Source organism: Rhizobium lusitanum (assembly GCF_014189535.1).
GTDB lineage: Bacteria > Pseudomonadota > Alphaproteobacteria > Rhizobiales > Rhizobiaceae > Rhizobium > Rhizobium lusitanum_C.
The window spans coordinates 907,072-932,164 of the sequence record NZ_CP050308.1; the positions used below are offsets into that span (position 1 = coordinate 907,072).

Annotated in this window: 24 protein-coding genes and 1 riboswitch; of the genes, 11 read left to right on the forward strand and 13 right to left on the reverse strand. The window is 58.7% G+C overall.

Translation table 11 applies throughout. The features are described 5' to 3' along the window. Positions 1-8: 8 nt before the first annotated feature. The 3 genes from HB780_RS18160 to HB780_RS18170 all read left to right on the forward strand — a co-directional run bounded on the left by HB780_RS18160 (position 9) and on the right by HB780_RS18170 (position 2,280). On the forward strand, positions 9-1,070 hold the full coding sequence (locus HB780_RS18160; RefSeq protein ID WP_183694568.1) for an ABC transporter ATP-binding protein: 1,062 nt from the start codon (positions 9-11) through the stop codon (positions 1,068-1,070). Positions 1,071-1,158: 88 nt separating this feature from the next. Further along, a riboswitch (FMN riboswitch) is annotated at positions 1,159-1,305 on the forward strand. A gap of 89 nt (positions 1,306-1,394) precedes the next feature. After that, positions 1,395-1,871: a 6,7-dimethyl-8-ribityllumazine synthase gene (locus HB780_RS18165; protein ID WP_183694571.1), complete on the forward strand. Its 477-nt coding sequence runs from the start codon at positions 1,395-1,397 to the stop codon at positions 1,869-1,871. Between the two features lie 58 nt (positions 1,872-1,929). Then, on the forward strand, positions 1,930-2,280 hold the full coding sequence (locus HB780_RS18170) for a VOC family protein (protein WP_183694574.1): 351 nt from the start codon (positions 1,930-1,932) through the stop codon (positions 2,278-2,280). 5 nt (positions 2,281-2,285) lie between these two features. Here the strand turns inward: HB780_RS18170 and phnF are convergent, their stop codons facing one another. From phnF to HB780_RS18190, 4 genes are all read right to left on the reverse strand, one after another. Further along, on the reverse strand, positions 2,286-3,014 hold the full coding sequence (gene phnF / locus HB780_RS18175; protein WP_183694577.1) for a phosphonate metabolism transcriptional regulator PhnF: 729 nt from the start codon (positions 3,012-3,014) through the stop codon (positions 2,286-2,288). Position 3,015: 1 nt separating this feature from the next. Continuing rightward, positions 3,016-3,702 carry a class I SAM-dependent methyltransferase gene (locus HB780_RS18180; RefSeq protein ID WP_183694580.1) on the reverse strand — a complete coding sequence of 229 codons (687 nt, stop codon included), beginning with the start codon at positions 3,700-3,702 and terminating at the stop codon, positions 3,016-3,018. Positions 3,703-3,816: 114 nt separating this feature from the next. After that, positions 3,817-4,212, reverse strand: a complete 396-nt coding sequence (locus HB780_RS18185) for a VOC family protein (RefSeq protein WP_183694583.1) — start codon at positions 4,210-4,212, stop codon at positions 3,817-3,819. A 75-nt stretch (positions 4,213-4,287) separates the two neighbouring features. Next, a complete protein-coding gene (locus tag HB780_RS18190; protein WP_183694586.1) occupies positions 4,288-4,740 on the reverse strand; it encodes a tautomerase family protein in 453 nt (150 codons plus the stop codon). A 121-nt stretch (positions 4,741-4,861) separates the two neighbouring features. Between HB780_RS18190 and HB780_RS18195 the strand changes: the two genes are divergently transcribed. After that, positions 4,862-5,467 carry a TetR/AcrR family transcriptional regulator gene (locus tag HB780_RS18195; protein WP_047455786.1) on the forward strand — a complete coding sequence of 202 codons (606 nt, stop codon included), beginning with the start codon at positions 4,862-4,864 and terminating at the stop codon, positions 5,465-5,467. A 70-nt stretch (positions 5,468-5,537) separates the two neighbouring features. On the opposite strand, the gene HB780_RS18200 is transcribed toward HB780_RS18195, so the two are convergent. From HB780_RS18200 to HB780_RS18220, 5 genes are all read right to left on the reverse strand, one after another. Further along, positions 5,538-6,542, reverse strand: coding sequence for an ABC transporter ATP-binding protein (locus tag HB780_RS18200; protein WP_183694589.1), 1,005 nt, complete (start codon positions 6,540-6,542; stop codon positions 5,538-5,540). 12 nt (positions 6,543-6,554) lie between these two features. Further along, positions 6,555-7,619 carry a Gfo/Idh/MocA family protein gene (locus HB780_RS18205; RefSeq protein ID WP_183694592.1) on the reverse strand — a complete coding sequence of 355 codons (1,065 nt, stop codon included), beginning with the start codon at positions 7,617-7,619 and terminating at the stop codon, positions 6,555-6,557. Next, positions 7,616-8,455, reverse strand: coding sequence for a carbohydrate ABC transporter permease (locus HB780_RS18210; RefSeq protein ID WP_183694594.1), 840 nt, complete (start codon positions 8,453-8,455; stop codon positions 7,616-7,618). The genes HB780_RS18205 and HB780_RS18210 overlap by 4 nt, the downstream gene beginning before the upstream one ends. A 12-nt stretch (positions 8,456-8,467) precedes the next feature. Continuing rightward, positions 8,468-9,421, reverse strand: coding sequence for a carbohydrate ABC transporter permease (locus HB780_RS18215; RefSeq protein WP_183694597.1), 954 nt, complete (start codon positions 9,419-9,421; stop codon positions 8,468-8,470). A gap of 217 nt (positions 9,422-9,638) precedes the next feature. Continuing rightward, positions 9,639-10,898, reverse strand: a complete 1,260-nt coding sequence (locus HB780_RS18220; protein WP_183694599.1) for an ABC transporter substrate-binding protein — start codon at positions 10,896-10,898, stop codon at positions 9,639-9,641. Positions 10,899-11,440: 542 nt separating this feature from the next. Between HB780_RS18220 and HB780_RS18225 the strand changes: the two genes are divergently transcribed. After that, the gene (locus tag HB780_RS18225; protein ID WP_183694602.1) at positions 11,441-12,325 is read left to right on the forward strand and encodes a glucosamine kinase nucleotide-binding domain-containing protein; all 885 of its coding nucleotides are present in this window, start codon (positions 11,441-11,443) and stop codon (positions 12,323-12,325) included. Then, a complete protein-coding gene (locus tag HB780_RS18230; protein WP_183694605.1) occupies positions 12,322-13,086 on the forward strand; it encodes a GntR family transcriptional regulator in 765 nt (254 codons plus the stop codon). Before HB780_RS18225 ends, HB780_RS18230 begins: the two co-directional genes overlap by 4 nt. 112 nt (positions 13,087-13,198) lie before the next feature. Here HB780_RS18230 and metH read toward each other — a convergent pair whose 3' ends face one another. Further along, positions 13,199-16,975 (reverse strand): methionine synthase, encoded by a 3,777-nt coding sequence (metH, locus tag HB780_RS18235; protein ID WP_183694608.1) that lies wholly within the window; start codon positions 16,973-16,975, stop codon positions 13,199-13,201. A gap of 269 nt (positions 16,976-17,244) precedes the next feature. On the opposite strand from metH, the gene HB780_RS18240 reads away from it, so the two are divergent. Then, positions 17,245-18,501: an AGE family epimerase/isomerase gene (locus tag HB780_RS18240; RefSeq protein ID WP_183694611.1), complete on the forward strand. Its 1,257-nt coding sequence runs from the start codon at positions 17,245-17,247 to the stop codon at positions 18,499-18,501. Positions 18,502-18,547: 46 nt separating this feature from the next. Here HB780_RS18240 and HB780_RS18245 read toward each other — a convergent pair whose 3' ends face one another. After that, entirely contained in the window at positions 18,548-19,036 is a 489-nt protein-coding gene (locus tag HB780_RS18245; protein WP_183694614.1) for a heme-degrading domain-containing protein, read from the reverse strand. A gap of 60 nt (positions 19,037-19,096) precedes the next feature. After that, the gene (locus HB780_RS18250; RefSeq protein WP_183694617.1) at positions 19,097-20,035 is read right to left on the reverse strand and encodes an ATP-grasp fold amidoligase family protein; all 939 of its coding nucleotides are present in this window, start codon (positions 20,033-20,035) and stop codon (positions 19,097-19,099) included. 93 nt (positions 20,036-20,128) lie between these two features. Between HB780_RS18250 and HB780_RS18255 the strand changes: the two genes are divergently transcribed. After that, positions 20,129-21,637: a lipopolysaccharide biosynthesis protein gene (locus tag HB780_RS18255; RefSeq protein WP_183694620.1), complete on the forward strand. Its 1,509-nt coding sequence runs from the start codon at positions 20,129-20,131 to the stop codon at positions 21,635-21,637. Positions 21,638-21,642: 5 nt separating this feature from the next. On the opposite strand, the gene HB780_RS18260 is transcribed toward HB780_RS18255, so the two are convergent. Continuing rightward, positions 21,643-22,806, reverse strand: coding sequence for a GumK N-terminal domain-containing glycosyltransferase (locus tag HB780_RS18260; RefSeq protein ID WP_286203132.1), 1,164 nt, complete (start codon positions 22,804-22,806; stop codon positions 21,643-21,645). 330 nt (positions 22,807-23,136) lie between these two features. Here HB780_RS18260 and HB780_RS18265 point away from each other — a divergent pair, with 330 nt between their 5' ends. The 3 genes from HB780_RS18265 (at position 23,137) to HB780_RS18275 (ending at position 25,039) form a co-directional block, all read left to right on the forward strand. Beyond that, positions 23,137-24,108: a polysaccharide lyase family 20 protein gene (locus HB780_RS18265; protein ID WP_183694626.1), complete on the forward strand. Its 972-nt coding sequence runs from the start codon at positions 23,137-23,139 to the stop codon at positions 24,106-24,108. A 126-nt stretch (positions 24,109-24,234) separates the two neighbouring features. After that, entirely contained in the window at positions 24,235-24,531 is a 297-nt protein-coding gene (locus HB780_RS18270; RefSeq protein ID WP_007701755.1) for a hypothetical protein, read from the forward strand. A gap of 301 nt (positions 24,532-24,832) precedes the next feature. Next, positions 24,833-25,039, forward strand: a complete 207-nt coding sequence (locus tag HB780_RS18275) for a hypothetical protein (protein ID WP_183694629.1) — start codon at positions 24,833-24,835, stop codon at positions 25,037-25,039. Positions 25,040-25,093: the final 54 nt, after the last annotated feature.

Consider the following 25,093-nt stretch of genomic DNA (forward strand, 5'->3'; position numbering starts at 1 on the left):
TCCTCACCATGGCTTTTCTCGAACTTACCCATCTCAAAAAATCCTTCGGCGAGGTCCAGGTCGTTCACGACTTCACCATGCACATCGAGAAGGGAGAATTCGTCTCCTTCCTCGGACCGTCGGGTTGCGGCAAGACGACAGTCCTGCGCATGATCGCCGGCTTCGAAAACCCGACCGCCGGCACCTTAACGATCAACGGCAAGGACCAGCGGCCGCTGAAACCGAACCAGCGCAATATCGGCATGGTGTTCCAGGCCTATGCGCTGTTTCCGAACATGACCGTGCACGACAACGTCGCCTTCGGCCTCAAGGTCGCCGGCATGGCCAAGCCCGACATCGACAGCCGAGTCAAGGAAATGCTCGGCCTGATCAAGCTCGATCATCTTGCCGACCGCTATCCCTACCAGATGTCCGGCGGCCAGCAGCAGCGTGTGGCGCTCGCCCGCGCCATCGCCGTCAAGCCGCAGGTGTTGCTGCTCGACGAACCGCTCTCGGCGCTCGACGCCAAGATCCGCGTATCGTTGCGCGAGGAAATCCGCGCCATCCAGCGGCAGCTTGGCATTACCACCGTCTTCGTGACGCACGATCAGGAAGAAGCTCTGTCGATCTCCGACCGCATCGTCGTCATGAATGGCGGTCGCGCCGATCAGATCGGTACGCCCTACGAGATCTACAACACCCCGGCCACCCGCTTTGTCGCCTCCTTCGTCGGCACGCTGAACCTGATCGAAGGCAAGGTCGTCGATCCGGACAATAACCGCATCATGATCGGTGATCAGGGCGTGACGCTGAAGCAGTCGGTCACAGCCTACAAGCCAGGCGACACCGTATCGCTGGCACTGCGTCCGGAAGCCGGCTCGCTGGCCGAATCGGCCAAGGGTGACACCGCGCTGACCGGCGAAGTCTCCTCGGCGCATTTCCTCGGTTCGGTGATCCGCACGCGCATGAATGTCGGCGGCAATACCATCTCCTTCGACATGTTCAATAGCCCCGGCCTGCTGCCGCCCAGCGTCGGTGAAAAGGTGACATTGCGCTTCGCCTCCTCCGATCTGCTGGTCATCCAGGACTGATCGACCGCTCTTGAACAAATTTTTCACAAGCGCCGGGTTAATCGCCCGGTGTTTTTCTTTGATTTCTGCTGCGCTGCACTTATATTCCAATCGTTCTCAGGGCGGGGTGAGATTCCCCACCGGCGGTATGGAGACTTGTCTCCGAGCCCGCGAGCGCCTTCCACACAATGGAAGGGTCAGCAGATCCGGTGAGAGGCCGGAGCCGACGGTATAGTCCGGATGGAAGAGAGCAAGCAGGGTCGATGGCTCCTCCGCGCGAGGAGTTCTGCGGCCTTGCGTGTTCGCCCAAGGGATATTGAGTTAAACCCTTGAAAGGCAGAGTTCATGACTATCTCCATTTCCACACAACCGGGCCGCATTGCACTGATCCGGGCTCGTTGGCACGCCGACATCGTCGATCAAAGCGTCGATTCTTTCGTTGCCGAATGGCAGAAGACCGAGGGCGCCTCCCCCATCGACATCTTCGATGTGCCCGGCGCCCTGGAAATCCCGCTGCATGCCCAGACGCTGGCCCGCAACGGCCGCTATTCAGCCATCGTCGCCACCGCCTTCGTGGTCGACGGCGGCATCTATCGCCACGAGTTCGTTGCCAATACCGTTCTCGACGCGATGATGCGCGTCCAGCTCGACACCGGCGTACCGATCCTCTCGGCAGTGCTGACGCCGCATCATTTCCAGGAATCGGAAGCGCATATCGAATTCTTCAAGGAGCATTTCGTCCTCAAGGGCCGCGAAGTCGCGAGCTCCTGCCGGCAGATCCTCGCCGAGCGCGCCAAGCTGCTGCCATCGGTAACGGTATGAGCTAAGATGATGGAGGCGCGGCAAGGCCCCGCCTCCATTTTCTCGTCGGGAGTACCGCATGGCCGTGCTGCGCATCATTCCCAACCTCCATGCGGTCGATCCGGCCAGCGCCCGTCTTTTTTACGGCGACCTGCTGGGCCTCGATATCGTCATGGATCACGGCTGGATCCTTACCTTCGCCTCCGACGCCGCGACCGTGCCACAAATCAGCATTGCCAGCGAAGGCGGCTCCGGAACCGTCGTCCCCGATCTCTCCGTCGAGGTCGATGATGTCGATGAGCTTTTCGCGCGCGCCCAATCGATGCAGTTCGACATCGTCTATGATCTGACTGACGAACCCTGGGGTGTCCGGCGCTTCTACGTCCGCGATCCGCTCGGCAGGATTGTGAACATTCTGTCACACCGATAGGACGCCTACCCCAAATCGACCTTGAAGGTCACCCGCTCCGCCGACCATACCGTTTCCGAATAGGCAATGGGTGCGCTGTCGATATCGACATCCACCTTGAGGATCACCAGCACCGGCGCCGATTTCGGCTGCCGCAACAGCCGTGCCTCTTCGCCGGTCGGCATGCGCGCCTCGATCTCGGTCGACAGCCGCTCGTAGTCGCGAACACCGTAGCTCGCCAGTGCGGCCGTGATCGTCGGATATTGCAGCCGCGCCTTGTCGAAATCGGGAAAACGTTCCGCCGGGTAATATGTGTCGCCGAGCTCAATGGGAACGCCATCGGCCGTCATCACGCCGCGACGATGGATAACCAGCGCATTCGGCGCAAGCTTCAACCGCGCCGCGACTCGCTCGGACGCCGGAATGATTTCATGGATCAGCAATTCCCCACCGGGCTCGAAGCCCTGCTCGATAAGGTTCTTGGAAAACCGGGTCTTCTTCGAGAGCGTGTAATCGATGGCACCCTTGTGCACGAACGTGCCGCGCCCCTGCTCGGCGCGTACCAATCCTCGCTGCTCCAGATGCCCGAGCGCCTGACGGACGGTGAAGCGGCTGACACCGAAGCGCTCCATCAGCTCCGGTTCTGTCGGCAATTTCGCGCCTGCGGCAAACGTCCCGGCGGCAATATCCGCCGCCAGGACCTCGCCGATCTGATGCCAAAGAGCGCTGCCGCTCTTGCGATCGATCGTCTCCATGTCACACGCGCTTTTCGAGCCGGAACAACAGCTTGTATTCGGCGGGATAGGCCAGTGCGTCGAGAATGCTCGGATAATATTTGCGGTCCTTCGAACCGCTCACGAAGCCATCATAGCCGAAACGCTTGACGGAGACATTGAAACCAGCCGCAACGAAGGCATCGATATAGTCCTGCGGAGACCGATCCTGCACCGGCGCATTGCTGTTGCCGCCGATCAGCTCCCGCCATTTCGGCCAGAGCGGCATTTCATTGTGGCAGCCGGTGACGGCGTAATAGACGCCGCCGTCGCGCATGACCTGAAACATCTGCTCGGCGTGCCGCTTCAGATCTGGCAGCAGATAGACGACCTCATAGCTGAAAGCGACATCGAAGCTATCGGTGAAGGGTGAAAGATCGGTCGTGACGTGAAACTGCAGCGGCATATTGCCCTTGGCGGCGTCAGCGGCGGCAACGGATTCCGAGGCAATATCGATCCCAATACCACGACGGAACGGCCGCATCGCATGCAGCAGCCGGAGGAAGCCTCCGCGATTGCAGCCGAAATCCAGCACCGTCTTCGACGAAAAATCCCGCTCCGGCACCGTCTCAATGAAATGCCGCCAAAGCGGACTATGCGATTCCGCCATCGCGATGTCGCCATTCGGTTCGGTATGCCATGTCGCGTAAGTGGAAGTTGCGGTTGTCATGATGCGCTCGCTGTTGGAGTGGACTGAACTTTTGATAGCCCGGCTTCATGACAGTAGAGTGAATTCGTCCGGACGACCGGACTATACGAACTAAATTCCTTCTGTTCGAGATCGCTACTTCACGCAATCCACCATCCACTGAACGCCAAACCGATCCGTGAGCTTGCCGTAATAGCTCCCCCACGGTTGAACGGCGAGCGGTGTCGTTACCCTACCACCCTCGGCCAACAGAGAGAAAACCCTGTCGGTGCTATCGCGGTCATCTGTAACCAGCATATGGGCGGAGCCGCGCATCGGCTCGGCATCGTGGTTGTCGGATGCAAAAAACAGCAAGCCCGGTCCCTCAAAACGAGCATGCATCACCCTGCCCCGCATAGAATCCTCAGCAAGCGGCATTCCATCCGCGCCATGGCGGATCAAAAGCGTGACCCGGCCAAGCCCGCAGGCGGTGTAGAAGGCAAGCGCCTCCTCGCAATGTGTCGTGAAGAACAGATAATTGGCGAGTTGCATGTCCTGCCTCCCTCTTGCCGTCGGACCACGGTGGCTTGGTACACGTCGGTCCGACACTTCGGTGATTCCGCCGCTTCAGGCGGTTAAGAGACCCTGGCTTAGTTGGGCAGCCGCAGCCTCCTGAATGGCGCCGATCAGATCGGCATTACTGTAGCTGCGCCCCGCAATGCCCCAAGCACCGTCCGGCGCATAGACTATATTCGACCAGATGTGTTCACGCTTGATCCGCCCTTCGGCCGCCTGTTCGACGACATCGGTCGCTCTTTCGATGAATGCGCGCTTAGCCTCTGCGGTCGCAAGCGCGATCTCAGGCAGCTTTAGTTCGATGAGGGCCGCCGCAACGGGCTTTCCTGCAGCCAGAATATGCCCGGCCGGAAGCACGTTGATCGTGCCGATGACGTGGGCCGTCATGAAGACATTGCCGGTCAAACCGGCAACATCGAGGACCGCATCCGTCAATCCGGCAAAGGCCTGCGCCTGCGCTTCGGGCGAGAGCAGCCCTTCGGGTACGGTGAGCGTAATAGGCATGGGATATCTCCTTATTGGACCTGTGGCGGCAATTGATATATACCGATCACTCTTTATGAATACATGCTGATCGCTCTCTATGCAACCAATAAAGAGTGACCACTCTTTATGGAGACAAAAAATGCGCTATAGCGCCGAACACAAGCAGGAAACCCGGACACGGGTCGTCGCAGCTGCGGGGCAGGTATTTCGAAGGGAAGGTTATGGCGGGGCGGGCATCGATGCCCTGACGAAAGCGGCCGGCGTCACGAACGGCGCTTTCTATGGACACTTCAAATCCAAGGGCGAAGCGTTTCGCACGGCTGTCGTGGAAGGATTGGAGGAATTGCGCCAAGGGATCTCAGCACTTAAGGAAAGTCAGCCAAAAGACTGGCTGAAGGCCTTTGCCAGCTATTATCTCGGCTACAAGCGAACCTGCGATCTCGGCGACAGCTGCGCTCTGCCGAGCCTCTCTCCCGATGTCATGCGTGCGGACGATGAAACGCGCGATGTCTATACGGCGGAGTTGAGAAAACTTATCGCTGATGTTGCGGCTGGCCTGCCGGAGAGCGCGAACTCCGCCGAAACAACGGCGGAGGATCGTGCGATCTTTCTCCTGGCAACACTCAGTGGCGGTGTGACGCTTGCTCGCGCCGTCTCCGATCCCGCCCTTTCCGAACGCATCGCCGAAATCATCGAGCGAGCCGCCCTGGCAATAGGCGTTCCCTCAAATTCGCAAAGCAAATGACGGAACACAATATCCATGCCACGGTAGGCGAGCGAGACGAAGACTGTCACTTCGCCTCGGTCAGTCTGGTTTACGAGCGGATCGCCTTGTCGTTCTCGTCGAAGCGATGCATATGTCCGGTATCCGGCGTCGCATAGACTGTTTCATCCGGCTCATATTGATGTTCACCGAACAGGCGTACGGTCAAAAGACCAGTGTGATCGGATTCGAGATAGATGATGGTGTCGGCGCCGAGATGTTCGACGTGGACGACCTTGGCGGCCCAGGTGCCCTGCTCTCGTGATAGCGTGATATGCTCGGGACGGATGCCGATGGTCTTGGCGCCGCCCTGTTCGAGCTTTTCCGCCGGAATGAGATTCATCTGCGGCGAGCCGATGAAGCCGCCGACGAAAACATTGGCAGGACGATTGTAGAGTTCCATCGGCGAGCCGATCTGCTCGATAGCACCGGCGTTCATCACGACGATCTTGTCGGCCAACGTCATGGCTTCGACCTGATCATGGGTGACATAGATCATCGTCGCCTTCAAACTGCGATGCAGGCGAGCGATTTCGAGACGGGTCTGGACGCGCAGCGCCGCATCGAGATTCGACAATGGCTCGTCGAACAGGAAGAGTTCAGGCTCACGCACAATGGCGCGGCCGATCGCAACACGCTGACGCTGGCCGCCGGAAAGTTCTGCCGGCCGGCGGGCGAGATAGGGCTCGAGGGACAGCATGCCCGACGCCTTCGCGACACGGCTCTCGATCTCCTCCTTGGGGGTGCCCGCCTGTTTCAGGCCGAGGCCCATGTTGTCCTTCACCGTCAGGTGCGGATAGAGCGCATAGGACTGGAACACCATGGAAATGCCGCGCTTGGCGGGCGGCGTCACGGTCACGTCCTTGCCATTGATCAGCACGGCGCCCGAGGTCACGTCTTCGAGACCGGCGATGCTGCGCAGCAGGGTCGACTTGCCGCAACCGGAGGGGCCGACGAAGATGACGAACTCGCCGTCCTTCACCTCGAGGTCGATGCCCTTCAGCACATCATGCTTGCCATAGGCCTTGCGGATGGATTTCAGTTGAAGCGATCCCACAGTTTCTTATCCTTACAAATAAACGGGCTTGCCGATGCGCACGCTCTCGTCGGCGGCAAGACATATGCGCAGCGATTGAACGGCGTCGGTCATGTGCCGGTTGAGGTCGATATCCTCGCGGATGGCCTTGAGCATGAAGGCCTGTTCGAGGTCGCACAGCTCCTGATGACCCGGCTCGCCATCCATGTGCAAATCCTGATCCGGCCGGATGAATTGACCGTTCGGGCCTGTCTCGGCGCTATGCAACCGGATGACGGAGGTCTTGGTGTGCGCGTCGATATCGTCGGACTTGGCATTCGGGTCCATGACGATCGACACAGCGCCGTTTGGCGACATCACATCCTTCACGAAGAAGGCCGTCTCGGACATCATCGGGCCCCAGCCAGCCTCGTACCAGCCGACGGAACCATCCCCGTAGATCACCTGCAGATGGCCGTAATTGTACATGTCCGGCGCGATCTCGTTCGACAGGCGCAGACCCATGCCGCGCACCTCGACCGGCTTGGCGTCGGTGATCTGGCACATGACGTCGACATAATGCACGCCGCAGTCGACGATCGGCGACGTCGTGCGCATCAGTGCCTTGTGCGTCTCCCAGGTGGGGCCACTCGACTGTTGGTTCAGGTTCATGCGGAAGACGTAGGGGCCGCCGAGCTTGCGGGCCTCGGCAATCAGCCGCGTCCATGAGGGGTGGTGGCGCAGGATATAGCCGATCACCAGCTTACGGCCGGCTTTCTTGGCGGCGGCCACAACGCGCTCTGCATCCTCAACCGTCGTTGCCAATGGCTTCTCGACGAAGACATCACAGCCCGCCGCGAAGGCCATGACGGCATAGTCGGCATGGCTGTCGGAATAAGTATTGATCGAGCAGAGGTCCGGCTTCAATTCCTTCAGCGCCGTCTCGAAATCCGGATGGATCGTATACCCCTGCAACTCGTCCGCAAGCTTCGGCGTGGAACGGTTGACGAGGCCGACGATCTCGAAACCGGGATTGTTGTGATAGGCGAGCGCATGGCTGCGGCCCATATTGCCAAGGCCGGCGACCAGAACGCGGATCGGCTTTTCGGATGCACTCATTTGACTGCTCCAGAGGTAATGCCGCGAATGAGCTGGCGGGAGAAGATGACGTAAAGCACGAGGATCGGCAGGATGGCGAGCGTCAGCGCCGCCAGCACGGCGTTCCAGTTGGTGACGAACTGGCCGATGAAGATCTGCGAGCCCAGCGTCACCGTCTTCGTCGCCTCGCTCGGCGCCAGGATCAGCGGGAACCACAGGTCGTTCCAGATCGGGATCATCGTGAAGACGGCAACGGTCGCCATGGCCGAACGGACCAGCGGCAGCACGAGGCGGAAGAAGATCGCATATTCGCTGAGGCCGTCGATACGGCCGGCATTCTTCAGGTCATCGGATACGGTGCGCATGAATTCCGACAGGATGAACACGGCGAGCGGCAGGGCCTGCGCCGTGTAAACGAGGATCAGCGCAGTCAGCGTATTGACCAGGCCGGCTGCGACCATGCCCTGAAGGATGGCAACCGTACCGAGGCGGATCGGGATCATGATGCCGATGGCGAGATAAAGCCCCATCACCGTATTGCCGCGGAAACGATATTCCGACAGCGCGAAGGCGGCCATGGCGCCGAACAGCAAGGTGAATACGATCGTCACGATCGTCACGATGAAGCTGTTCTCGAAATAGGTGACGAAACTCCCCTGCCCGAGCACGGTCTGATAGCCGATCAGGCTAAAGCTGGATGGCGTTGGGATGCTCAAGGGCGCCCGGAAGATCGAAGCGCGATCCTTGAACGAGTTGATGATGGTGAGAAACACCGGAAAAATAGCGACGAGCGTATAGGCGATCAGCGCCAGATGCACGAGGCCGGTGCGGGCAAGGGAAGTGCGTGCCTTGGACATGGTCGCCACTCCTCAGAACTGGTAGCGGCGGATGCGCCGCTGGACGATGAAAAGATAAAAGGAAACGCCGGTGAGGATAATCAGGAACATCACCGTCGCGATCGTCGCGCCCATCGAGCGGTCACCGAGCTGTAGCTGGAAGCCAAAGAAGACGCGGTAGAGCAGCGTGCCGAGAATATCGGTGGAACCGTCCGGCCCGGCCAGAGCCCCCTGCACGGTGTAGACCAGGTCGAAAGCGTTGAAATTGCCGACGAAAGTCAGGATCGAGATGATGCCGATCGCCGGCAACACCAGGGGCAGCTTGATCTTCCAGAACTGGCTCCAGCCGGTAATGCCATCGCACTCGGCCGCCTCGATGACTTCTTCCGGAATATTCAGCAGCGCCGCATAGATCAGCATCATCGGGATGCCGACATATTGCCAAACCGAGATCAGCGCGACCGTGATCAGTGCCGTACCCGGCCTGCCAAGCCAGGGCGCGAAGAACGATTTGAGGCCGACCATGCTCATCAAATCGGGCGCAACACCCCACAACGGCGACAGGATCAGCTTCCAGATGAAGCCGACGACGACGAAGGAAAGCAGCGTCGGCAGGAAGATGGCTGTGCGATAGAAGGCGACGAAACGCAGCTTCGGCAACGACAGAAGAGCGGCGAGCGCCACACCGATGGGGTTCTGCACGCACATGTGTATGGCAAAGAAGATCAGGTTGTTGCGCAGCGCGTTCCAGAAGTCGTGCGACCAGCGCTCGTCCCCGAACAATACCTTGAAATTGTTGAGCCCTACGAAGATCGTCTGACCATCGACCACGTTGTACAGCGACAGCCGCAGCGTTTCAATCAAGGGCAGGATCATCACGGCCGTGTAGACGATGAGGGCCGGAAGAAGAAAAACGACGATGTGCCAGCGCCTCTGACGCTTGATCGGAGCCGCGTCATATGCGGCGGATATATCGGCTTCGCTCATGGCTTTCTGCCTGATTTTATTGGCTGCTGATCAGGGCAGCGCAAATGTTCAAATCCGTTTGCTGTCCCGGTTTCCTTAGCCAAGCATGGAGAAACGATGTCGGGCGCGTCACGATACTGATGTTGCGATAGTCGCCGGTTCGGCGGTCTATTGGCACAGGAAATGACGAAGGGTGAGGAGCTATGAGGCCCCTCACCCGGATTGCGTCAAAGCAGGATCACTTAGCCGGCTTGTACCAGCTGTCGAGACCCTTCTGCAGCTTTGCGGCTGCAGCTTCCGGCGTGTCCGTAGCGTTGATCACGTTGGCGGATTCCGTCCAGGTTTCGTTTTCCAGGTTCGGTGTGCCACGCGACAGGATCTGGTAGGTCGAGCGAACGGTGGACTTGTGGTTATCACGCCAGGAGACGAATTCCTGGGCGAGAGGATCGCTCATCTTCACCGGATGCGAATTCAAGCTGAAGAAGCCCGGCAGCGAGTTAGCGTAAATGCTGGCGAACTCGTCGGAAGCGACCCAGCTCAGGAACTTCTTGGCTTCTTCCTGATGCGCGCTCTTGGAGTTCAGGCCGACACCGATATCCGGATGGTCGGAGATGTAGGCCGTGTCACCAGCTTTTGCGACTGGCGGCGGGAAGGCGCCCATCTTGAACTGAGCCTGCGTGTTGAAGAGCGAAATCTCCCACGAACCGGCCGGATAGATGGCAGCCTTGCCGAGCGTGAAGAGGTTCTGGCTGTCGGGATAGCTCTGGGCTTCGAAGCCGTCGCCGAGATAAGGCTTCCACTTGGCAAGTTCCTTGTAAGGCTCGACCCACGGAGCATCCGTCAGCTTTTCCTTGCCGGAGATCAGAGCCAGGCGGCCGTCTTCACCCTTCCAGTAGTTCGGGCCGATGTTCTGGTAGCCCATGGTTGCAGCTTCCCAGAGATCCTTCGTGCCCATGGCCATCGGGATGTAGGTTCCATCAGCCTTGATCTTGTCGAGAACGGCGAAGAACTCGTCGCGCGTCGTCGGAACCTTGAGGCCGAGCTTGTCGAAGGCATCCTTGTTGTAGATGAAGCCGTGGATGACCGAAGCCATCGGCACGCAGAAGGTCGATTTGCCGTCGTCCGTGCTCCAGGCGGCCTTGGCGACCGGCGAGAAGTTTTCGATCCCCGACAGCGACGTCAGGTCCGACAGATGCTTCTTGTTGAAGAGATCGAGCGACGCGTCGAAGGGGCGGCAGGTGATGATGTCGCCCGCGGAGCCGGCATCGAGCTTTGCGTTCAGCGACGCGTTGTACTCGGTCGGAGCTGTCGGCGAAAAGACGATCTTGATACCAGGATTCTTGGCTTCGAAAGCGGGGATGATCTTTTCCTGCCAAATCTGCAGGTCATCGTTGCGCCAGCTTTCAACCGTCAGCGTTACGTCCGCCGCATGCGCAAAGCTGACCGACGTCAGCAGGCTGGATGCGAGGAGCAAGCCTTTCAGAATATTGTTTTTCATTTCCCTCTCCTGTTTTGCGCGCCTGTTAAGGCGCTGTTCTCGACCTGAAAATTCGTTGGCATCTCCGAGGAAACGACCAACGCTTCACAAGGGCCGCCAATATTGCCGACCCCAAATGCACAAGGGCGATCGAGGCCGTGCGCCCGATCGATCGTGACCTGCCGGATGACCCGACAGACACACCGGAAACTCAACACACGGGAAAATCATGACGAACGTCGTCGCACGGACCTTCTTGATCCGCGCGGCTGCCGACAACGACAGAGGTCCGCCACCCTCTGCTGGGCTTTCCGGCTATTGTTATTTTGCCGGTTCCGCCGATATCGGTTCGAACAGTTCCCTTGATAAGAATTAAGGCCAAAAAAATACCAATTGTCCAGCCGAATTTAACTTCTAGACACGATAAAAATTGACAAAGAAATTTTATCAATGTTTTTCAATATGATACACAGAAATAAAAAGCAGAGAATTGCCTCTTGGTAAATGGTATTTTTTTGGTATTGTAAGGAAAAACGGGGAATGAATGGTATCCGGAGGATCTGATGGCGGAATTTTCGATCGGTATCGACGGCGGGGGAACAAGCTGCCGCGCTGCCGTAACGGACAGGACGGGAAAAGTTCTCGGCACCGGCAAGGCGGGTGCTGCCAATATCCTGTCCGATCTGGAAAACTCTCAGATCAACATCGTAGCATCCGCTCGGCAGGCGCTTGTTGACGCCGGCCTCGACCCGGGATTGACGGACAAATTGCCCGTCGTTATCGGCACAGCCGGCGCCAATGTCGGTGACTACGGCAAGCGTCTTGAAAAGGCTCTGCCTTTTAAGAAGGCTCATGTCGTCACCGATGCAGCGATTGCGCTTCAAGGCGCGCTCGGTGACGCCGACGGCATCATCGGCGCTTTCGGTACCGGCTCCGTCTACAACGCCCGGCGCGACGGAAAGAGCTGGGGAATTGGCGGCTGGGGGTTTGTGGTTGGTGACCAGGCCAGCGGCGCGCGTCTTGGCCGCGACCTGCTTGAACGCTCGCTTCTGGCGCATGACGCGGTCTCACGCCCCTCACCGCTAACGGAAGCGCTCATGGCCGAATTCAAAGACGATCCCGAACGTGTCGTCGAATTCGCGCATGCCGCCAAACCGAAGGATTTCGCGCGCTACGCACCGATGGTCTTCGAATATGCCGAAAAGAACGATGCCGTTGCCGTAGACATCGTCAAGATGGCGACACACGCAATCTTCCAAAGCCTCGACGCTCTGCTCTGGCCTGAATGCCCGTCGATCTGCCTGCTAGGGGGCCTTTCGAGGGCATATTACCCCTGGCTCGACACCCGCCATAGGGAGCTTCTCCGGGAGCCGAAAGGCGATGCATTGAGCGGCGCGATGGAACTGGCGGCTAAGCTCCTGCTGGATGACAAGGGGAGCACGCCATGACCGAGGATCTAAGCCGTATCTTCTCGTCTGGGAGCCTGCTCACCGGCGGCACAGGCCCGCTCTACGTCAAGCTGCGCCGAACGCTCGAGGATGCCGTAAAGATCGGAACGCTGAAGCAGGGTGATGCCCTGCCGGCGGAACGCGACATCGCAGAATATGCCGCCGTCAGCCGCGTAACAGTGCGCAAGGCGATCGACGATCTCGTCGCCGAGGGTATCCTCGTCCGCCGCCATGGCTCCGGCACCTTTGTTACCAAACCTGTCTCCAAGGTCGAACAGCGCCTGTCGCAACTGACTTCCTTCACCGAAGACATGGCGCGGCGCGGCATGACGGCCCGCTCCGAATGGCTGCATAAGGGCGTACACACACCTTCGCCCGACGAGATGATGATCCTTGGCCTTGCCGCCGATACCAAGGTCTCCCGCCTCAGCCGATTGCGCATCGCCGACGATCAGCCACTCGCCATCGAACATGCCAGCGTCTCCGGTGAGTTCCTGCCCGACCCTTCGATCGTGACCTCCTCGCTCTATGCCGAGCTGGAAAAACGTCAGGTCCGGCCGGTACGCGCCGTACAACGCATATCCGCGACCAATATGAAGGACGCAGACGCCGGACTGCTGGGCGTTCCCGTCGGCGCGGCTGGCTTGTCGATCGAGCGCATCTCCTACCTCGGTTCCGGCCGCGCGGTGGAGTTCACACGCTCACTGTATCGAGGCGATGCCTATGATTTTGTAGCCGAGCTAACGATCGCGACAACATAAATCACGAATAGAATCAAAAGATGCGACCGAAAGGTGATTCACCTTCCGGCCGCGCCAATAGTCTGAATCAATTTATCAACACAGGGACCCAAGCCACCGAAACGACTCGCAATTATGCTGCGTCGTCCACGACGGCATCCCGCTTTTCCGGCACATAGTTGAGCACCGGCCCAAGCCAGCGCTCCACCTCCACCACAGGCATCCCCTTGCGGGCCGCATAGTCTTCGACCTGATCGCGCTCGACCTTGGCGACGCCGAAATAATAGGAGCCGGGGTGACCGATATAGATGCCGGAGACGGAAGACCCGGGCCACATGGCGTAGCTCTCGGTGAGCTTTACGCCCGTCGCAGCTTCAGCATCGAGCAGACGGAACAAGGTCTCCTTCTCGGTGTGATCGGGCTGGGCGGGATAGCCAGGCGCCGGGCGGATGCCGGCATAAGTTTCTGACAAGAGTTCGTCACTGCTCAGGCTCTCATCCGTGGCATAGCCCCAGAACTCGCGCCGCACTCGCTCATGCATGCGCTCGGCAAAAGCTTCAGCGAAGCGATCGGCCAAAGCCTTGACGAGGATCGAGGAGTAGTCGTCATTGGCACGCTCGAAACGCTCGGCAATGGCGATCTCCTCGATGCCGGCCGTGACGACGAAGCCACCGACATATTCCTCGACGCCACTGGCAATCGGCGCCACGAAATCCGACAGAGCCACATTCGGCCGTCCATCACGCTTCGACAGTTGCTGACGCAGCGTGTAGAAGGTCCCAAGTTCGTCGGAGCGAGCTTCATCGGTGAACAGCTTGATATCGTCGCCGACAGCGCCCGCCGGCCAGAAGCCGATGACGGCACGCGGACGGAACCAGTTTTCAGCGATGATTTTCTCGAGCATCGCTTGTGCGTCGGCATAAAGCTGCCGCGCCGCCTCCCCCTGCTTCTCGTCTTCAAGGATCGCCGGAAAACGGCCCTTCAACTCCCAGGTCTGGAAGAACGGCGTCCAGTCAATGTATTTGGCAAGCTCGGCCAGGTCATAGTTTTCAAACACCTTCGTTCCGAAGAACTGCGGCTTCACCGTCTTATAGTTTGCCCAATCCAGCTTCTCGGCATTCGCGCGAGCCCTCGCGATCGGCAAGCGTACCTTCTCGGCTTCGCTGCGGGCATGCGCCGCCGCCACCTTGGCATATTCCGCCTTGATGGTGTCGACATATCCCTGCTTGGCCTCGGGCGACAGCAGCGCCGAGACGACGCCGACCGCACGGCTGGCATCGGTGACATAGACCGTCTGACCCTTCTCATAGCGCGGATTGATCTTCACTGCCGTGTGCACGCGGCTGGTGGTCGCGCCGCCAATCAGCAATGGAATGTCAAAGCCCTGCCGCTCCATTTCCGCCGCGACATGGACCATTTCATCCAGCGAGGGGGTAATCAGGCCGGAGAGACCGATGATATCGACCTTCTCGGCAATCGCTGTTTCCAGGATCTTTGTCGCCGGCACCATGACGCCAAGATCGATGATTTCATAGTTGTTGCAGGCGAGCACGACACCGACGATGTTCTTGCCAATATCGTGGACGTCGCCCTTGACGGTCGCCATCAGTATCTTGCCGGCGGCCTGGCGTTCGCCGCTACCGCCATTGGCAAGCTTTTCCGCCTCCATGAAGGGCAGCAGCACGGCAACAGCCTGCTTCATGACGCGGGCCGACTTCACCACCTGTGGCAGGAACATCTTGCCCGCCCCGAAGAGATCACCGACGACGTTCATGCCGGCCATCAGCGGCCCTTCGATGACGTGCAGCGGCCGCGCCACAGTCTGACGAGCCTCTTCGGTATCGGCTTCGATGTATTCGGTGATGCCGTTGACCAGCGCATGTTCAAGCCGCTTCTCGACCGGCCATTCACGCCAAGCCAGGTCCTGCACCTTGGCTTCCCGGGTACCGGCCCCGCGGAATCGCTCGGCAACATCCAGCAGCCGCTCGGTGCCATCGGATCGGCGGTTCAGAACCACATCTTCGCAGGCTTCGCGCAGTTCAGGATCGATGTTGTCATAGACCGCAAGCTGGCCAGCATTGACAATGCCCATATCCATACCCGCCTGAATGGCGTGGTAGAGGAATACGGCATGCATCGCCTCACGCACCGGCTCGTTACCGCGGAAGGAGAAGGAGAGGTTCGATACGCCGCCGGAGATATGGACCAGCGGCATGATCTGGCGGATCGTCCGCGTTGCCTCGATGAAGTCGACGCCGTAGTTGTTATGCTCCTCGATACCCGTCGCAACCGCGAAGATGTTCGGGTCGAAGATGATGTCTTCGGGAGGCAGCCCGGCCTGTTCGGTCAGGATTTTGTAGGCGCGAGAGCAGATCTCGACCTTGCGCTGGTAGCTATCAGCTTGCCCCTGCTCATCGAACGCCATGACCACCACGGCCGCGCCATAGTTGCGCAGCAGTCGCGCCTGCTTGAGGAAGTTCTCCTCACCCTCTTTCAGGGAGATCGAGTTGACGATCGGCTTGCCCTGCACGCATTTCAGGCCGGCTTCGATGATCGAGAATTTCGAACTGTCGATCATAACAGGCACGCGGGCAATATCGGGCTCGGCGGCGATCAAATTCAGGAATTCGACCATCGCCTTCTCGGAATCGATCAGGCCTTCATCCATATTGATGTCGATTACCTGCGCGCCGTTCTCGACCTGGTCGCGGGCGACGGCGAGTGCTGCAGTGTAGTCGGCATTTGTGATCAGCTTGCGGAATTTTGCCGAGCCGGTGACGTTGGTTCGCTCGCCGACATTGACGAAGGGAATGTCCTTGGTCAATTCGAAGGGCTCGAGGCCAGAGAGAGACATGAACGGACGGTGCGCCGGGAGCTGACGCGGAGGATATTTGGAAACGGCTTGAGCGATCGCGGCAATGTGCTCGGGCGTAGAGCCACAGCAGCCGCCGACGATATTCACCAGACCGTCACGAGCAAAGCCTTCGACCTGCTCCGCCATCATCTCCGGCGATTCGTCATATTGGCCGAATTCATTCGGCAGGCCGGCATTTGGATAAGCGCAGATAAAGGTATCGGCAGCGCCCGAAAGCTCCTGCAAATGCGGCCGCATGGCATTAGCGCCGAGCGCGCAGTTGAGACCGACAGTGAAGGGTCTGGAATGGCGCACCGAGTTCCAGAAGGCCGATGGCGTCTGGCCGGAAAGCGTGCGGCCGGAGAGATCGGTGATGGTCCCGGAAATCATCACAGGCAGACGGATGCCCTTGGCTTCGAACCGTTCCTCGCAAGCGAAAATCGCCGCCTTGGCATTCAGAGTATCAAAGATGGTCTCAATCAGGATGATATCGGCGCCGCCATCGATCAGTCCATCGATCTGCTCGCCATAGGCCAGGCGCAGATCGTCGAAACTGACAGCACGATAGCCAGGATTATTGACGTCAGGAGAAATCGAGGCGGTGCGGTTGGTCGGACCAATGGCCCCTGCGACGAAACGGCGCTTGCCGTCCTCGCGCTCGGCGCGGATCGCTGCCCGGCGGACAACGGCGGCACCCTCCTTGTTAAGGTCGTAAACCGCGCCTTCCATCTGATAATCGGCCTGGGCGATGCGGGTCGAAGAGAACGTATTGGTCTCGAGAATATCCGCGCCGGCCTTGGCGTAACGATAATGAATTTCCTCGATGGCATCGGGCTGCGTGAGAATCAGAAGATCGTTGTTGCCCTGCTGATGACAGGCACAGCCGATGAAGCGATCACCGCGAAAATGCTCCTCGTCAAAGCCGAGGCCCTGGATCTGCGTGCCCATCGCGCCATCCAGCACAAGGATGCGCTCGCTCGCCGCCTGCCTCAAGGCAGCGAACACCTCGCTGCCGTCGCGTTTCGCCGTTTCCGAACCAAAAAGATTGTCAAACATAAGCGAATTCCTTTGGCCTGATTGCGACTTCGCATCCAGATCACATAAAGATATCTTTATGTCAACATATCTATCCGCTATCGCGCCTTGGCGCAAGAACAATGCTGCCATGATTTGCGGTGCTTCGGAAAAGCTGAATACGCCCGATTAAAAATTCCGACAGGGGTGGATAACGCAAAGCCACCGACACAGTTTCATCCCATAAAGTCATGACAGCGCTTTCAGGCGGCGCTATAGGGCTTACGGCAAAAGTGTATCAGGAGGATAGCATGAGCATACAGCGTGAAACGGCGGCTCTCGAGAATTGGAGCACGCGTGCCTACCACCGGCGCTGGCTGCTTGACCAGGCAAGCGGGCTTTTCGATTTCTTCCAGTATCGCAGCGTCAATCCCAAGGGTGGCTTCTACGATATGGACGATGCCGGCAAACCGCTCGATGCGGTTAATCCCGTGCGCGGCATTCACTCGACCGCCCGTATGGTTCATTGCTTCGCGATCGGTTCGCTGCTCGGACGACCGGGCTCAGAAGATATTGTCGATCACGGCATCAACTATCTTTGGAAACATCATCGCGACACCAAGCACGGCGGCTATGTCTGGTCGCTCAACAATGACGGTCCGGTCGATGCCAGCAAGCAAGGCTATGGCCATGCCTTCGTGCTGCTCGCCGCCTCCTCCGCCAAGATCATCGGCCATCCGCTCGCTGACGGCATGCTCGCCGATGTCACCGAGATCCTGAATACGAAATTCTGGGAAGAGAAGCACGGCGCCATCGCCGAGGAATTCAACCAGGATTGGTCGCCGATCGATGGCGGCAGCTATCGCGGCCAGAATTCCAACATGCACCTGACGGAAGCTTTGATGGCCGCCTTCGAAGCGACCGGCGACAAGGCCTATCTCGACAAGGCGGAAAGCATTGCCGATCTCGTCATCCGCCGCTCCGCCGGTTCTGTCGGCTGGCGCGTTGCCGAGCACTTCAATGCCGATTGGGTGCTCGACAAGGACTATCGCGGCAACGAGATGTTCCGCCCATCCGGCACGACGCCGGGACATTGGCTGGAATGGGCGCGCCTGATCCTGCAACTCTGGTCACTCGGCGGCCAGCGGCACGACTGGATGCCGGAGGCCGCAAAAGGCCTGTTCTCCCAATCCATGTCACTGGGCTGGGACAATAACAAAGGCGGCTTCTTCTATACGCTGGATTGGGCCGACGTGCCAGCCAAGCGTAATAAGCTCTGGTGGCCTGCCAGCGAAGCCGCCGGTGCTGCGCACTATCTCAACCAGCATCTGCCGAGTGACTTCCACGAGGCGAGCTACCGTAAGATCTGGGGAGCCATCGGCACCTCCTTCATCGACCACCGGAATGGCGGCTGGCACGAGGAGCTGACGGAAGACCTCGTTCCCGCCCATACGCTTTTCCCCGGAAAGGGCGACATTTATCACGCCTTGCAGGCGTGCCTCATCCCCCTATTCCCGGCAACCGGCAGCCTGACGAAAGTCATCGCCGAGGCCGGCGGAAAGATCTGAGATCTAAGGCGGCGCCTGCTTCAAGCCTAGCGCCGCACTCGTCTTTTTACGACAGGTTGAGATTGTGCAGTTCGTGGCCAAGCGTCAGCGCCAGGGCCTCAACGACAAGATTATGGTCTTCACGCTGCGGGAGACCTGAAACGGTGACGGCACCGATACAGCCCGAACCATTGACGAAGATCGGGAAGCTGCCACCAGATGCGGCGTATTCCGCGCTGGAAAGCCCGTTGTCCTCGATCGTCTTGCCCTGCTTTTCCAGCCGCAACGTGCTGGCGTAACTGCTACGGAAATAGCGCAGCGCCATATTGCGCTTCCGCCGGATCCAATTGGAATTGTCCGGCGTCGAACCCGGCAAAGCAATATAGAAAACAGGCATGGAATGCAGCGTGATGTCGATCGCGACCCCGAGATTGCGCTCGCTGGCAAGGTCATGCAGCAATTTGCCAAGCACCCAGGCGGTTGAAAGATCGAAAGCGTCGAAACGCAGCGTCTCTTCCTGCAATGCGATGCGGCTGAGGTCCTGTTCGATCGTCATGAAAATCCTTCCTCCAAAATTCGGTCGGCCTATCAAACGCGGGCAAAGCGATTTGTCTACCTATCTCTTCGGCATCTCGAAACCGAGATGCCATTTCTGGCCGAGCACGAGATCGTAGTTTTCAGGCTCGAAAGCCTCGAAGCCGCCACCGGGATAAAAGGTCAGCTCGCCAACATAGACCCAGTCAGCAGAAGCATAGAGATCGACGCGGACAAAATCGATGTCGCGGGCAATCGTCTCGGCAATGTGAATCATTTCATCAAGCCGCGATGGTCGAGCCACCTCGCCCGGATAGAGGCCAAGATAGTCAGGATCGTAGAACGGCAGCTTCTGCCATTCAGGCGTATAATTGCAGGAATAGCCTCGACCATTTTCACGGATGTCGATCTCGATATGCGAGACCTTGCCGTTGAACGTGAAAAGCCGGTAGTCCCAGGGAACGTGCCCGTCGGCAAGCAACATGGTCTCGATGAGAATGCGAGGTTCAACCCGGCTATACGCCCACTCCCTATTGTAGGAGGCATGGTCGATCGCCATCCACTCGGTTGAAGGATCGTCCTTGAGCAACTGCTCGATATCGCGCTGCCCATGGAGAAACCGGCCGACGCCGCTCGCATGCGTCGGCTTGACGACGGCCGGCAAAGTGATGACGGACCAATCGAGCTTGGAAAGATCGCTGCCAACCCATTGCGTGGGAATGACATATTGGCCGCCGACTCGCTCGGCAATCAGCGTCTTAGCCCCGGCCTTGTCGACGAAACGCGGAAACAGCGGATTGCGGTCGTAGAGCTTGCGAGCCTGGATCTTATCGGTGAAAGTCCGCGGCGATGTCAGGTTGGGGAACTTGCCGCGAATGACGAAATATTTGAGTGCGCAATAGGGCTTGTCCGGCAGCGGGGACATCAGGCGCCAGAGCAAGTTGCGCGCGCGTTCACCCAATCCCTTCTGCAAATATCCGGGAATGAGGAATGCATCTCGTTCGGCAGTCTTATCCGTCACGGCAGCGGCCTCAAATTTCAACTTGAACGCTAGTAAAAAGTATCAGTCCGCCTTTAACACAAGGTTATGAGACTGCCCTCATGATTGATTGTCATGAGTGCCTATACATCCAATCTCTTAAAAAGCTCGCTGATCAGCTTGGCGGCGACTGTGATTTCGCTTGCGGCCGGCTTTGCCAGCAGCGTCATCGCCGCGCGTCTGCTCGGTCCCGCCGGCTCAGGCAAGGTCGCCTATGCGCTCTGGATCGCGACATCCGCCACTGCCTTGGCCGATATGGGCCTGCCCCAGACATTGCTGCGCAATGCCGGCGCTCTTTCGGGTGAAGGCGGCGCCTGGAAGGCATTGGTGCGCTCAGCATTCCGCAGTTTCATGATATCCGTTGCCATGGTGGGAACCGGCATCCTCTTTTATGCCGTGATCACCTATACCTATCGCGATGCGCGGCACGCCTGGTTCTGGGTCGTGACGGCGTTGCTGTTCCTGAGCTACGCGTTCTACGTCTTTTCAACCGCCATCGCTCGCGGTCGCAATCGCTTCGGACAAACGGCGCGCAGCACGGTCGTCGGTGGCACTCTCCAGATTCCCCTCGTCTTCGCAGGCGCCTGGCTGCTCGGCCCCACGGGGGCGCTGATCGGCTATGTTGCTCGCTATCTGCCGCAAGCATTGCACCTGCGCAGTTATATCGACCGTAACGTCCCTGCTTCGAGCGGAGCGTTGACGCCAGAAATGCACCGCTATGGCCGCTACATGTGGCTAAGCGACCTCATAGAGATCCTGGTACTGTCTCGCATCGAATTCCTGTTTCTCGGCTTCTTCTTCTCGGCGACCGGCATCGGCTATTTCGCAGCGGGCCTCGGTCTCGCCGGACTGATCGAGCAAGTCATGCTGCAGATCTCGCCGGCGCTGATCGTCAGCTTTACGGACGCCCATGCGAAGGGGGATCGGCAGTCGTTGCAGGCGACCTATGGGCGCGTCATCCGTATGGTGGCCCTCGTCATGCTGCCCATCAGTTTCGGCGGTGCGATCATCATGCCAGACCTGATGCCGCTCATCTTCGGCAATGCCTTCGAGCCTGCTATTCCGGCCGCAGCAACACTGCTTGCCTTCGTCTGGCTTGCCGGCCTTTCGGTCATTCCCTGGGGCATGATCAGCGCTTCCGGGCGCAGTGATCTGCTGTTGCGCGTACAGATTATCTGCGGCTTGCTGACTGTGCTGTTGCTTGCCGCCTTGGTGCCGCTGTCGGGCCTCGAGGGCGCGGCAATCGCCCGCGCGACGATCACCACGCTGACCTTTGTCCTGCTCGCCTGGACCGCATGGAAGAGCGCCCATGCCGCCATTCCGCTTGAGGCGCTGGCAAGGACGATATTTGCAGCCGTCATTTGCGCCACTACAGCCGGTGTCGCCGTCTATTATCTCGATGGCCTCGTGGCAATCATAACGGCCATTCCCGCTGGTGCGATCGCCTACCTGCTGGCGGTCCGCATGCTGCGTCTGGTGGAGGCGAGCGATAGCCGATTGCTGATGGATACGATCGGCGGCAAGCTGCCTGGACCGGCCCGCCCGCTGGTCTACGGCTTGCTAGCCTTCCTCGCGCCACGCTGAGGCGTTTACTTCGTTTCGAAGGCAGCGTCGAGCGTTTGCCGGGCCACATCATCCCAGGTCAAAATCCCTTCGCGAAACGCCGGTGAACGCTGCATTGCCAGCGCCATATCGATCTTCTCTCGCCAGGCGGTTTCGCCGTCCAGTCGATAGGCGATAGCATTGGCGCGGGTGAAAGGGATCAGGTCGGGCAAGAGGATAGGCAAGCCGCAATAGCTGTATTGCGCAAGCTTCAGGCTCGACTCCGCCAGATAGATCTCGTCCCGCGTCAACCGGTAAGGCGCGATACCAAAATCCGCGTGCTGCAGAAACGGTACGATGCTTTCGAAATCGCGCTCGCCATAGACCGTGATATTTGGCGGCGCAGAACCGCGCCAATCTGCGCCGAAGACGTGAAAAATGACGTCCGGCGCCGCCGCCGCCATCGCGGCAACCGTAGTCTCATCGAACAGCATATTACCGATGGAGACGGCATTACGGCTGCCTGGAGGATACGGTGATGGTTGCACGCGATCGAGCAGAACCGCATCGACGCCCTGTGGTATAACCCGCACGCGCCCACCGTATGGTAGCAGTGCGCCAAGGCGCTCAGAGGGCACGCAGACCGTACCGAAACGTCCAATCGCGGCCGCCTGCATATCTTGCAACACGGGTGCTGCGCCGACGCTTCGGAGCAGGTCGCGACAGAAATAGAGGGTTCGTGCCCCGGGATTGAGCTTCTTGATGTAGTCGAAGAAGGCAAGCGCTGAACCGCTTTCAATCACCACAAGATCGGCTGCGGCAAGAGTGCTGCGGGCAAAGCGCGGCAGGTAATTGCCGTAGAGCCGGAAAAGCATTCCATTCGCTGCGTTCAGAATACGGTTGCCGGAACTAAAGGCATGCAATGGTGGCAGGTAGGCACCCGCCCGGAGATTCGGTGCGACCGTCTCGAACCTGTTCGCCTGGCGTTCCGACATCGCCCGAAAGCGCGCGCGATCCTTCAGCAGGGTCAGCCGACTGTGACCAATCGTCAGGAAATGAACATCATGTCCCTGCTCCGCCCAGCGAGACGCCACGAAATGGACTGACGCCTTGCGGTAGCCACGCAGAAAGACATGCGACGTCAGAATGACGATCTTTCGTCCCGGCCCGACGCCGTCTTCTGCCGCCGCTCCTTTTTCCAGGTCTGTCACGGGCAACCCCAACTGCGATTCTCGATCGGCCTCGCTCATGGCCAACATTCAAATCGTTGATTCAAGCTGCGGCGACGAACCTTCATGTTCGGGGCGCTGATATCCGCAGGCAAAGCCCAATATGGATCATATGAACCGGAAAGCGTCTAACGGGCGGTTAAAGTGGAATTATTAAATCAGATAATCGATATGTGAAACTCCGCCGGAGCCGCCAGATATCGGACCGGCCATACTGGGTCACAACATCGCGAAGCACCCTCCTCTTGCCCACAGAAGACGAACAGGTCATTGATAGCACTCGATGATCACCCGCCGCAGGAGTTCTCCGTCATGAACGCGAAATATGCACTGCCCGCCCTTTTGGCCTGCACTTGCACCAGCGCCATGACCCCGGCCTTGGCCAAGGATCCCGCCCAATTGGTTCTTCGCGACGGTTTCGACGGTACCGATTTCGATCCGGCAGGCCATCTCTACTATCGCGATAATTCCGAACAGAAGGCCGGCACGGTCGAATTCCAATCGGAGGTGAAGCGCAACGGCACGGGCGCGCTGAAACTCAGCGTCAAGCCACTCTGCGCGCCAGGCAAGGCGAATTGCAGCGAAAGAGCGGAAATCTGGGAGCGCACCAAATATCGCGTCCCCTATGATCAAGGGGTTTGGTACGGCTTTGCGGTCAAATTCGCCGATCCCATTCCGTCAGGCGATCATCGCTATCTCATTGCGCAATGGAAGCGAGAGATTGGACCTACGGCAAAGGGTGATTTTAGTCCCTTCCTGGCGCTGCGGCTGAACAACGGCAAGCTCTTCGCGACGGTCGAAACCAACTATGTCCCCCCGCCAAAGACCTATTCCCGCGATGGGACAAAGGCCTGTGACGGCAACCAGACACCCGTCTGGTTTCGCTCGGACACCAACCAGATGCGAGCGCTGGTCGCGACCGACAGCAATTGGGGCAAGGACGACGGCCAGGAATTTACCGGCTGCACCAGCGCCATCACCGTGACCGACCATGGCAACAAGTTGCCGACGCCGGATTCCGGCTGGATCGACTTCGCCATCTATACCAAGCCAGGCCCCGATGGCACCGGCCATATCGAGCTATTCGCCAACGATAAATGGATCGTCACCATCAAGGGACACATAGGCCATGCCGACAAGGGACTGGGCAAGAACCAGTATTTCAAGTTCGGCCCCTATCGTGCCGCCGACACGACGGAATGGACGCTTTACTACGACGATTTCCGCCGATCCCCCAACTGCGCCGATGTGTTGTCGGATCCGAGTCTCTGCCCGATGAAGTGAGGATTTCCGCATATATTGCCGCCTGCGGCGGCGGAAAACATTGTCGGGTTAATTCAGAATTTCCTTGAATTCGGCTGAACTTTTTGCCTCTCGCGGGTTATGCCTTATTCAGAGGAGACCAACGAGATGCTCACCACTCATCGCGATTGCAAACATCACGTTAAGAAAAACGCTATTCCTTCGCTTGGCGAAATCGAAGGTCGTGTCGCAGTCCTCGAAGTTGTCGCCCAGTCCGCCCTGACGCATGTTTTTTACGAGGGTCATGTCGATCTCGACGCCACGTTGTTGGTGGAAATTCGTAGAGCCATGCATCACAAATGCAGGGAATTGAAACTCGATGGCGAGGACACCGCCTCCGCGCTCTCCTATGCAGAGGAGTTGATAGAGGCAGCGGTAGAGGCCTCGCATCCGGTCCATCAATGATGCCTTCACGGCCGCGATTTATACTTTTCATTATGGTGGGGCTGGCCGTTGTACTCGGCGTCCTGCTGTTTGCTGTGCCACACAATGGCAAGGACGGATTCGAAAATCCGGCGCCGCACGCGCCAGACCAGAAACCACAATAGCCTCTTTCGCAAGCACCTGTGCCAATACGAAACTCGGCCTGTATCATATCAGGCTGACGTTAACGTCGGCACGCGAAGTTGATTGCAAACTTCCGAAATCAAAGCAGTCTCTGCCCCGCCCCCGCTCAAGTCTGAGCTTCCAACACACGGTGTAGCGAATGTCTATGATGGTCAACTCGCCCCTTTATCCCGACGATGTCGACATCCTCGCCAGCGCACTCTACGCTTGGTGCGCGGAACGCAACGTCAAACTGCAAAGCCAGGAAGGTCTATCGGCAGCCAATGTAGCGATAAGCCTGTATGAGGCCGGCTATCAGACGCAAGATCAGCTGCTTGGCGCTCTGCATGAATACGAGTTTCATTGAAATTCGTAGCACCGATTCAACCGGATTTGACGTTGCAACTGCGAACCTAAGCCG